The sequence below is a fragment of the Labrenzia sp. C1B70 genome, from assembly GCF_000475395.1.
GTDB lineage: Bacteria > Pseudomonadota > Alphaproteobacteria > Rhizobiales > Stappiaceae > Roseibium > Roseibium algicola.
In genome coordinates this window covers 648,921-659,654 of the sequence record NZ_AXCE01000004.1, presented here as the reverse complement: position 1 = coordinate 659,654, position 10,734 = coordinate 648,921, and the positions used below count along the sequence as shown (strand labels likewise).

The following is a 10,734-nucleotide window of genomic DNA, read 5'->3' as shown; positions in this document are numbered from 1 at the left end:
CCTCTTCTGCCATGGTAATAGCTGTCCGGGGCCTGGTTCCGGACTGGGAGGAAACATGAAATTCATCGCGTCACTCGGAGCGGGTGCGGCCGTATGGCTGTCGCTGTCGCTCAACGCTGCTTCGGCGCAGGACCTGAATGTCCTGTGTGCCGTGCAGGTCGAGTGGTGCCAGATGATGGAGGCTGTCTTCGAGGAAAAGACCGGCCTTGATGTTTCCATGGAACGCAGAAGCACCGGCGAGATCCTCGACAGGGTCCGGGCCGAGCGCACCGCACCAAAGATCGACGTTTGGTGGGGCGGCACCGGTGACACCCACTTGCAAGCAGCAGGCGAAGACCTGCTTGAACCCTACCAGCCGAAAAACTTCGAGGACACGCTGCCCTGGGCGCAGAATTTCTTTCTGATGTCAGGCGGCAAGGCGGCAGGCATTTATGCAGGCGCACTCGGGTTTGGCTATAATTCCGACTTTCTGGCTGAGCATGGCGTTGCCGCTCCGTCCTGCTGGAAAGACCTGACCGCACCGCGGTACAAGGGCCTTGTTCAGATGCCCAATCCGAATTCCTCGGGAACCGCCTATACGATGCTGGCAACGCTCGTTCAGCTGCTGGGGGAAGACGAGGCTTTCGAATATCTGGCGGCGCTTGCGAAAAACATCGACCGGTTCACCACTTCGGGCGCAGCACCGGTTCAGGCAGCCGCCCGTGGTGAGACAGGCATCGGCATCTCCTTCATCCACGACGCGGTGACGCAGAAACTTGCCGGCGCGCCCATGGTCATCGTCGCACCTTGCGAAGGCACCGGCTACGAGATCGGCGCCGTCAGCATCGTCAAGGGCGCCAGGAACCCCGAGGCTGCCCGCCTGTTCGTCGATTTTGCGCTGAGCCCGGAAGGACAGGAAACCTGCGCGGCCTCGGGACAGAACCAGATACCCGCAAACGCGAAAGCGTCGCTGCCACCGGCAGCCCCCGATATTTCACTCATTCGCATGGTCGACTACGACTTCGCCACCTTCGGTTCACCTGACCAGAGGCGAAGACTGCTCGACCGTTTCGACAAGGAGGTGCTGCAGACGGCAACCCCTGTAGCCACCCAGTAAAGGACGAGATTGCCCCTTCGCCAGCGAAGGAAAATCCGGAGTTCGTCATTTGAAATTCGACCGGCAACGGACCCGTGGAGGCGGATCCGAACGGGCAAGCTTTGCCTCATGCCGGTCAACACATCAGCCCCCGGGCTGAAACAAACGCCTGCCCGTCCGGGCAGGTAACAGGCTGAAAGCCAAAAGTGGAGGAAACCATGTCTTTGAAATCACTTTCCGTCGCACTGCTTGCAACGGCAGCAACCTACTCGGTTGCTCCGGCCATGGCAGCGGGCGACCTCAATGTCATTTGTTCGGCGGATGTCGTGATCTGTGAACAGCTGCAGGGCGACTTCGAAGCCAAGCATGACATCAAGGTCAACATGGTGCGCCTGTCGTCAGGCGAAAGCTACGCAAAGATTCGCGCCGAATCCCGCAATCCGAAGACCGATATCTGGTGGGGCGGCACCGGCGACCCGCATCTTCAGGCAGCTTCTGAAAACCTGACCCAGGAATACAAGTCGGAAAAGCTCGCAGACCTTCATGAGTGGGCTCAGAAGCAGGCGGAAAGCTCCGGCTTCAAGACCGTTGGCGTTTATGCCGGTGCTCTCGGCTGGGGTTACAACACCGAAATCTTCAAGGACAAGGGCCTTGCCGAACCCGCCTGCTGGGCAGACCTCCTGAAACCTGAGCTGAAAGCTGAAATCCAGGTCGCCAACCCGAATTCTTCCGGCACGGCCTATACAGCACTTGCTTCCCTGGTTCAGATCATGGGCGAAGACGAGGCCTTCGACTATCTGAAGGAACTCAACAACAACGTGTCCCAGTACACCAAGTCGGGTTCTGCACCGGTGAAGGCCGCTGCACGCGGCGAAACCGGCCTCGGGATCGTCTTCATGCATGACGCCATTGCACAGGCTGCTTCCGGCTTCCCGGTCAAGGCAATCGCACCGTGCGAAGGTACCGGGTATGAAATCGGCTCCATGTCCATCGTCAAGGGTGCCCGCAACCTCGACAATGCGAAGGTCTGGTACGACTGGGCCCTGTCCCCGGAAGTTCAGTCCCGCATGAAAGAGGCAAAGTCCTTCCAGCTGCCGTCCAACAAGGCTGCCGAAGTTCCGCCGGAAGCACCGAAGTTCGAAGACATCAAGCTGATCGACTACGACTTCACCACCTACGGCAACCCGGATACCCGCAAGAGCCTCCTGGAGCGTTGGGACCGTGAGATTGGCGCTATCGCCAACTGACCCCAACACCCGAAGAAGTCCGCACACGGCTGCCTAAAAGCCGGGTGCGGGCTTCGCCCGGACAGACTGCGCAGCAAGGCGGACGTATGTTCGCTGAAAGCTGCCGCCACAAGCATCTGCACATCGATGGCAGTGCCGCGGCACGTCCGCACTTCCGGCCGGCTTCGCCAGCGCATCGCAATAGGCATGCGGCGGGGCACGTCCGTTATTGAAAAACCATAAATACAGGGGTGGCCATGCTGAGTGGCAACAAACGGCTGAACGCTCTACTCGGGCTGGGGATCGGCGCCTTTCTGATCGTACCCTGGTACAGGGTCGAACGCGGCTTCTTTTCCTTTGAGTGGCCATCGGACTTTCCGTTCTCATCCGATCTCGCGCCCGGTCTTCTGCAGATCTTCGCGGAAGGTCGCGTGTGGCTTGTGCTGGCACTGGCCCTCTTCCTGATCGGCGGCAGCGCGCGCTTCATGGCCGATGCCAACAAGCGCGGCCGATTGCTCGTCGTCACCGGGACCATCGGCATTCTGTACATGGCGCTTCAGGGCCTTGCGATCAGCTTTACCGGCTGGGCCTGGACCTTTCCCGAAACCACCTTCGGAGCCCTGCCGCTTGGCCAGCCCGCCATGGGGGCAGGTGCCATCCTCACCTCGCTGATCTTCGTCCTTTTCATCGCCTTCGGCCTTGCAGAACGGGGCTTCATGAAGGGCGATGCCTTTGTCGTCGGATCGATCTCCATCCTGATCTTCCTGGTGACGGTATTCATCTTCTATCCCATTGGCTCGATGTTCGCCGGCTCGGTGCAGGATTTCGACGGTTCGTTCAAGCCGGACGGCTTCATCCGCAACATGCAGGATCCCGCGATCTGGAGCCTTGATTGTGTCATCGGCGGCAATCGCTGCGGCGTCGCATGGCGCACACTGTTCCTTGCGGTGATGACCGGCCTCGGCTCGACCATCCTCGGCCTCGCCTTCGCACTGGTCGCCACACGCACACGCTTTCCCTTCAAGAAGGGCCTTCGACTACTGACCGTCCTGCCGATCATCACCCCGCCCTTCGTGATCGGCCTGGCTCTCACCTTGTTGTTCGGCCGCTCCGGCGTCGTTACCGAAGCACTCGACACGCTGTTCGGCATCGAACCAAGCCGTTGGCTCTACGGGCTGACGGGCATCTGGATTGCGCAGGTCCTGTCCTTCACGCCAATCTCCTTCCTCGTCCTGATCGGTGTTGTCGAAGGTGTCAGCCCATCGATGGAAGAAGCCTCGCAAACGCTGCGGGCCGACCGCTGGCGCACGTTCTGGCGCGTCTCTCTGCCGTTGATGAAACCCGGCCTTGCCAACGCTTTCCTGATCGGCTTCATCGAAAGCATGGCCGATTTCGGCAATCCGCTGGTGCTTGGCGGCAGCCATGGCGTGCTCTCGACCGAAATCTTCTTTGCCGTCGTCGGCTCGCAGGTCGACCCGTCCCGCGCCGCCGTGCTCGCGATCATCCTGCTCAGCTTCACACTGACCGCCTTCCTTGCGCAGCGTCTGTGGCTGTCGGGCAAGAACTTCGCAACCGTCACCGGCAAGGGCGACAGCGGTGCCCATGCGGGCCTGCCGAAGAGCCTCTCCGTCACCGTCTATGGCATCGTTCTTCCCTGGATGGGCTTCACCATCGTCGTCTACGGCATGATCCTGTTCGGCGGCTTCGTGAAGACCTGGGGTCTCGACAATTCCCTGACGCTGGAACACTACGCCAGGGCGTTCTCGGTCACCTTCCAGGATGGTGCTCTCGTGTGGACCGGTGTTGCCTGGAACTCCTTCTGGACGACCATGGAAATCGCGCTGATCTCCGCCCCCCTGACGGCGGCAGTCGGCTTGCTGACGGCCTATATCATCGTGCGGCAGAAATTCGCCGGCAAGAACGCCTTCGAATTTGCCCTCATGATGAGCTTCGCCATTCCCGGCACAGTCATCGGCATCAGCTACATCATGGCCTTCAACCTGCCGCCCATCGAGATGACCGGCTCGGCCCTGATCCTGGTTGCCTGCTTCGTCTTCCGGAACATGCCCGTTGGCGTGCGCGGCGGTATTGCCGCCATGAGCCAGCTCGACAAGAGCCTGGACGAAGCTTCGCTGACGCTTCGGGCCAACAGCGCCCGGACCCTGCGCAAGGTGATCCTGCCGCTGTTGCGGCCGGCCATCACCGCTGCGCTGGTCTATTCCTTCGTCCGGGCAATCACATCCATCAGTGCGGTCATCTTCCTGGTCAGCGCGGAATACAACATGGCGACCTCCTACATCGTCGGCCTCGTCGAAAACGGCGAATACGGCATCGCCATCGCCTATTCCTCCATGCTGATCTTCGTGATGATCACGGTCATTGCGGGCTTCCAGCTGCTGGTCGGCGAACGCCGCCTGCGCCGGGAAAACCGCGTCTCCGGCATGGCCAAATCCAATAAAATCCGTATCGCGCAGGAGAAAACTGCATGACTGACCTCAAACCCGGCTCCGTCGTTTTTGAAAACGTCCGCAAGGACTTCGGCACCTTCACCGCCATTCCGGACCTGTCGATCACCATCGAACCCGGCACTCTGGTGACCCTGCTCGGCCCCTCAGGCTGCGGCAAGACGACCACCTTGCGCATGCTGGCAGGTCTCGAACACCCGAGCGCGGGCAGGATCCTGATCGGCGGACGGGACGTCACCATGGTTCCGGCACATGAACGCGACGTCTCCATGGTGTTCCAGTCCTATGCGCTCTTCCCGCACATGAACGCGCTCGACAATGTTGCCTACGGCCTGGAATCCTCCGGATACAAAAAACGCGAGGCGCGCGAGCGGGCAGAAGAAGGCCTTGCCCAGGTCGGTCTTGGCGGCATGGCTCACCGCCTGCCGGCAGAGCTTTCCGGTGGTCAGCAGCAGCGCGTCGCGGTCGCTCGTGCTCTGGTGCTGAACCCACAGGTGCTTCTGCTGGACGAACCCCTGTCCAACCTTGATGCCCGGCTGCGCCGGCGCGTCAGGACGGAAATCCGCGAGTTGCAGCAGCGGCTCGGTTTCACCGCCGTCTACGTCACCCACGACCAGGACGAAGCACTTGCAGTGTCCGACAGGATCGTGGTCATGAAAGACGGCAAGATCGCCCAGGAGGGCGCTCCGCGCGAACTCTACGAAGAACCCGTTTCAGAGTTCATCGCAGACTTCATGGGCGAGGCGAATGTCGTCACCTGCGAAGTCGTCGGGCGTGAAGGCGACGAAACACTGATCGATGTCGGTGGCCTGCAGCACCGGCTGCGCGCCCGCCAGACCGCCAACGGCAAGGCCAAGCTGGCGGTAAGGCCCGGGTCGGTCGTGCTGAACCCGGAAGGTGCTTCCGGACTTGGCGGAGAGATCCTGACCGCGGCCTATCTCGGTGATCATGTCGAATACGAGATCGAGACCCAGGTCGGAAACTTCTTCGTCATCGATCATTCGGTCGAAAGGTCGTTTGCCCCCCACACAGCCGTTTCCCTCGGCTTCCGCAACCGCGGCCTCGCCCTGATCGAGGCATGAGATGACACTGGTTACTGAAGACATGTCCCCATCGACCGATGCGCTGACAGCAAGGTTCGCCGTAGCTCGGGAAATCGCCGAAGAAGCCGGTTCCCTGGCACTGGACTATTTTCGGCGGCGCAAGGATCTCACCATAGAGATCAAGGGCGGCCTGCAGGATGTCGTTTCGATCGCCGACAAGAACGTTGAAACCCTCATCCGCGACAGGCTGCACACCTCGTTTCCCGAAGATGGCATCCTGGGTGAGGAACACGGCGTCGAACAGGGCAGCAGCGGGTTCACCTGGGTGGTTGATCCGATCGACGGCACCTCCGCCTTCGTTCACGGTCTGCCGAGCTGGTGTGTTTCCATCGCCCTTCTCAACGGCACGGATCTGGTCATGGGTGTTATCCGCGTGCCTTGCGACGACGAGAGCTTCGCAGCCGTCAAGGGCGGCGGCGCAACACTTAACGGCGAACCCCTCCGGCTTGATTCATCCAGGACCCTGCAAAACAGCCTGACCGGGATCGGCGCCAACCACGCCGTGCCAGCGGAAATGATCGGCGCGCTTATCGCCGGTCTGATGGCGCGTGGCGGCAACTACATCCGCACCGGTTCGGGCGCGCAGATGCTGGCCTCCGTGGCCGCAGGCAGGCTCGCCGGTTTCTACGAACCGTCCATGCATGCCTGGGATTGCCTTGCCGGCTATTGCCTGGTCGCCGAAGCCGGCGGCAGCTACCGCCCCTTCCCGGTGGCGGGGGATGCCATCCTGGACGGTGGTCCGGTTCTCGCGGCCGGTCCGGGAACATTTGACGATCTGTCGGCTCTGGCAACGGAGTGCGAGCGTTTCCTGAAAAGCTGACGGTTCAGGGAAATCCTGCAAACATCTCCAAAGGCGTGTCTCGGAAGAGGTACGCCTTCTTTTCATTCAGGACCTTTTGAACGACCTCAAAACATCACGCGCAGCAATTTTCCGGTCGATTTTTCAAACTCGAGCCATTCCGGGCGAACCTCTGTCAGAACATCGATTTCCGCCCAACCACAGCCTGAAAGCGGAACGCAGACGGCCCGGCGCCCGGGGCTGTCCGTTTGCTCGTCCGCATTCAGCAGCAAGAACTTCAAGCCGAGTGCATCCGTCGCCGCAGCTGTATTCTTCGCAGACAGGTAAAGCGGCGCAGCGGGGTTTGCAGCTATCATGTAATCAGGGTTCGCCTCTACGTCCGGCGGCCCAAAGCCGACAAGATAGCGAGTGGCGTTTTCGAAGATACGGACATCCTTGCGTTCCAGGTCTTCTGCAATACGCTCGATGGCGTTGAGCGCGGCCCAATCGCAATTGCCGCCACACTCTTCTCCACTGGCGAGGGCAAACTCCGGCACATCCCGGTTTATTGCCGCCAGCAGTTCTGCAGACGCCTGAGGCAGACCAAAGGCAGCAAGATGTTGTGCAGCGTCTTCACGTGTCTGGTGTGCGCCTATCGCGGAAAAGCTCTCCAGAACGGCCATCCGCTGCAGCAATTCAGAAGAAATCCGACCGTCATGAAGAAAACTCCCGGCGGTGTTTCCCTCTGCATCAAAGACCAGGACCCGATCGACAGCCAGAACGATGGCGCCACCTTTCGGAAAAGGCAGACGGTCGCCGTTTGCCAAGATCAAACGTCTTTGACCGTCGCCCTCTGACAGCTTCATCTGGAGACCGCCGAACTCAACCTCACCCGTGATGGGGGAAGGCAACGTGTCCGCAGCGGCGCCGCCCGCGAGAAGGCAGGGGCCCACAACGGCCAGAAGTCCCAAAGTTCTTGCGAAGATACCTATCGCGTGTCCCTCTCTCATATTCGTATGCGCTCGCCGGCAGCGGGAAAGGTCGCACCAACAAGAGGGTCGATCAAGCCGGTTACCCTGCCATATCTGGCTGCCGTCGATACTGCTCGCGGAACGCGCCCGGTGTCAGGCCGGAAAGACGTGAAAACAGGCGAACGAAGGATGGCGGGTCGTTGTAGCCGATGGCAAAGCAGATATCCGAGACGGGACGATCCGTTTCGATCAGGAGATCCCTGGCACGTTCAATCCGAAGCTCCTGGAGATACTGTTTCGGGGCAAGTCCCGTTGCCAGCTTGAAGCGCCTTTGAAAGGTCCGCGCCGGCAGCCCGCTGGTGCGCACCATATCGGCAACGCTCACGTCGTCACCCGACCGGGTTTCAAGGAAATGCTGCACTTTCAAGATGGAAGCATCGCCGTGCCGAAGTTCAGGCAGGAAGCGCCTGAACCGGCGCTGGTCGCGGCGGCGAAAGTCGACAATGAAATGCCGCGCCGTGGCAACGGCCACCGGGTACCCCAGAAACCGCTCGATGAGCGCCAGCGCAAGATCGACCCAGGCCATGAGGCCTCCGGCCGTGATCAGATCGGAATATTCGATCAGCAGCCTGTCCGTATCGAGCCTGAGGTCCGGATAGGCTGCTGACAAACGCTGTTCCAGTCCCCAATGGGTCGTAACCTTGCGCCCCTCCGCCAGACCGGCCGCCGCAACGAATGTCAGCCCGGTACAGGCCGAACAAACAACAGCGCCGCGACCGTGCAAATGCTTGAGAAAAGCAGGAAGAGCCGGAACCTCTTCCAGACGGACAGTCCCTGCCGAGGGCGGCAGGACTACCGCGTCATATCGGTCCACTGCCGCAGAAAAATCCTCCAACAGATCCAGTTTCATCCCAGTATCGCTGATCCGCGCCGCATGGCCCAGAATATCCTGGAGCCCGTAGACAGCGGATTTCAAGGATCCCGGATAAGCGAGAATGGCGATCGACAGCGATTGGTCCATTTGGCTGGTTTAGCACATTCTTTGTCATTTGCGCCAATCGCCCCGAAAGATGCTCGAAGCTAGGTTTCTCCAAAGCACAAACACATGGAGACCCCTATGCTCGGCACTCTCGAAAAATCCGCTTCCCGTCTTGCACTCGGCAACCTGACCGTCACGGCCCTGTCGGACGGCTATCTCGATATTCCCGCAGCCTATTTTTCGAACGTGACACAGACCGAACAGGACGCCGTCAGCCCGAGCACACGCTTTGGCGCCAATACCTGGTTGATTGAGACCAGCACCCGCAAGATCCTGGTCGACGCCGGTTCGGGCGAATATCTGAAGGAACGATTTCCAGCCACTGGCACGCTGACCTGGCAAGCTCCGGAAAAGACCGAAGAGCGCGCAGCGGTGACCGATATCGTCATTACCCACATGCATGCCGATCATATCGGCGGACTGTCACTGAACGGCAGCTGCCTCTTCCCGAATGCAGAGATCCACGTTCAGGCCGCCGAGTGGGACTTCTGGACCGACGAGGCCTTGCTGACCTCCGTACCGGAAGACAAACGGCCACTGGTGGGTCTCATTCAGGCGCTTGCGAAACCGGTCGGCAATCAGCTCCGGCTTCATCGCGGCGATACCGACCTCGGCGATGGCATCACCCTGCTTTCAGCGCCCGGCCACACCCCTGGCCATCAGGCCTTGCACCTTTCTTCAGGCAGCAAGGAAGCCATTCTGCTCGCGGATGTCGTGGTGTCCGATGTGCTGCAATTTGCCAATCCGGATGTCCGTTATGCGCTCGACAGCGACCCGGATCTGGCCGTGAAAACAAGAAGGGCTCTGTTAGACAGGCTGTCGGCAGACAGGATCCCTTTCGCCGCGACGCACCTGTCTACCGACAGGTTCGGATGCCTGGAAACACGCGACAACGGGTTCGCTTTTGTGGAGATTTGAACACAAGGCGACTTTTCAACCACGCCAAGTCCTTTCGTGGCTGCGCAGGCCTTTGCGCCGCGGTCTCCTCAAAAAACAGGTCCCGGCTCGAGGCCGGGACCTGGCTTTGCGGGAGGCAGGGTGTGCGAACGGCTTAACCGATGCTGACCCAGCCATCCTTTTCGGCCGACGCGAAGATAGCGTCGAGGATTTTCATGTTCTGGACGGCATCTTCCGCGCCATAAGGAAGTGGCGCTTCACCGGTGATCGCCCGGCCAAACACATCCGCCAGTTCGGCATATTGATCGCAAGGCGCGATGATATCCGACTGCATCGCCGCATCGCCGAGCAGCGAACCGTCGTCAAGCCGGATCTGAACAGCTTCGCCCTGCGGCGCGTTGAACGGGATGACGATTTCCAGCCGCTTCTTCGTACCGACCAGATGAATGCGCTGATAAGGCGTCAGCTGGGTCGAGACGGTGAAGTTGAGATGCCGGTTGTTGCCGAAGTCGAGCAGGGCACTGGTCATGCGGTCGGTGCCGAAGGCGGGATCCCGGTCGATCAGCGAAACGACCCGCTGAGGTTCGGCATCGAAGAAATACCGGCCGGCCAGCATCGTGTAGCAACCGATGTCGAGCAGCGCACCCCCACCGATATCCGCCTTGTTGCGGATGTTGCCCGGGTCATCGTTGTAGTAGCTGAAGAAGGTCTGGATCGCCTTCAGCTCCCCCAGATCGCCGGACCGCACGATCTCGCGCGCCTTGATCCACTGCGGGTGCGCCCGAACCATGAAGCCTTCGGCAACCAGCTTGTCCTTCGGCAGGTCCAGAAGCTGCTTTGCCTCGTCGGCATTCAGTGCGACCGGCTTTTCGCAAAGCACGTGCTTGCCCGCGTTCACCGCCTGGATCGTCACGGGCACATGCATGTGGTTGGGCAGCGGATTGTAGATCGCGTCGATCTCCGGATCTGCGAGCAGCTCCTCGTATGATCCGTAGGCTTTCTCGATGCCGAGACCCTTCGCTGCTTCCTTTGCCCGGTCGAGATCTCGCGAAGCAATCGCATAGGCGGTGCCGGTCTTCGACCGCTGGATGCCCGGAATGACCTTATCAAGACCGATTTTCGCGGTCGAAACGATCCCCCACCTGATAGTCTTTTCCGTCATGCCGGCATCCTTCCCATG

The 10,734-nt window shown here is 60.4% G+C and carries 9 protein-coding genes; 6 read left to right on the top strand and 3 right to left on the bottom strand.

Annotated elements, in window-relative coordinates; translation table 11 throughout:
* Positions 1 to 55 precede the first annotated feature (55 nt).
* From Q666_RS41365 to Q666_RS41345, 5 genes are all read left to right on the top strand, one after another.
* On the top strand, positions 56 to 1,096 hold the full coding sequence (locus Q666_RS41365; RefSeq protein WP_023002927.1) for an ABC transporter substrate-binding protein: 1,041 nt from the start codon (positions 56 to 58) through the stop codon (positions 1,094 to 1,096).
* A 197-nt stretch (positions 1,097 to 1,293) separates the two neighbouring features.
* On the top strand, positions 1,294 to 2,322 hold the full coding sequence (locus tag Q666_RS41360) for an ABC transporter substrate-binding protein (protein WP_031270233.1): 1,029 nt from the start codon (positions 1,294 to 1,296) through the stop codon (positions 2,320 to 2,322).
* 236 nt (positions 2,323 to 2,558) lie between these two features.
* Entirely contained in the window at positions 2,559 to 4,790 is a 2,232-nt protein-coding gene (locus tag Q666_RS41355; protein ID WP_023002925.1) for an iron ABC transporter permease, read from the top strand.
* Positions 4,787 to 5,848: an ABC transporter ATP-binding protein gene (locus Q666_RS41350; RefSeq protein ID WP_023002924.1), complete on the top strand. Its 1,062-nt coding sequence runs from the start codon at positions 4,787 to 4,789 to the stop codon at positions 5,846 to 5,848. Before Q666_RS41355 ends, Q666_RS41350 begins: the two co-directional genes overlap by 4 nt.
* A 1-nt stretch (position 5,849) precedes the next feature.
* Entirely contained in the window at positions 5,850 to 6,689 is an 840-nt protein-coding gene (locus tag Q666_RS41345) for an inositol monophosphatase family protein (protein ID WP_023002923.1), read from the top strand.
* Positions 6,690 to 6,775: 86 nt separating this feature from the next.
* On the opposite strand, the gene Q666_RS41340 is transcribed toward Q666_RS41345, so the two are convergent.
* Both Q666_RS41340 and Q666_RS41335 read right to left on the bottom strand, forming a co-directional pair.
* Positions 6,776 to 7,657, bottom strand: coding sequence for a hypothetical protein (locus Q666_RS41340; RefSeq protein WP_161633279.1), 882 nt, complete (start codon positions 7,655 to 7,657; stop codon positions 6,776 to 6,778).
* A gap of 61 nt (positions 7,658 to 7,718) precedes the next feature.
* Complete coding sequence (locus tag Q666_RS41335) at positions 7,719 to 8,639, bottom strand: helix-turn-helix domain-containing protein (protein ID WP_023002921.1); 921 nt, start codon at positions 8,637 to 8,639, stop codon at positions 7,719 to 7,721.
* Positions 8,640 to 8,735: 96 nt separating this feature from the next.
* Between Q666_RS41335 and Q666_RS41330 the strand changes: the two genes are divergently transcribed.
* Entirely contained in the window at positions 8,736 to 9,575 is an 840-nt protein-coding gene (locus Q666_RS41330; RefSeq protein WP_023002920.1) for an MBL fold metallo-hydrolase, read from the top strand.
* A 133-nt stretch (positions 9,576 to 9,708) separates the two neighbouring features.
* Here the strand turns inward: Q666_RS41330 and Q666_RS41325 are convergent, their stop codons facing one another.
* Entirely contained in the window at positions 9,709 to 10,716 is a 1,008-nt protein-coding gene (locus tag Q666_RS41325; RefSeq protein ID WP_023002919.1) for a Gfo/Idh/MocA family oxidoreductase, read from the bottom strand.
* Positions 10,717 to 10,734: the final 18 nt, after the last annotated feature.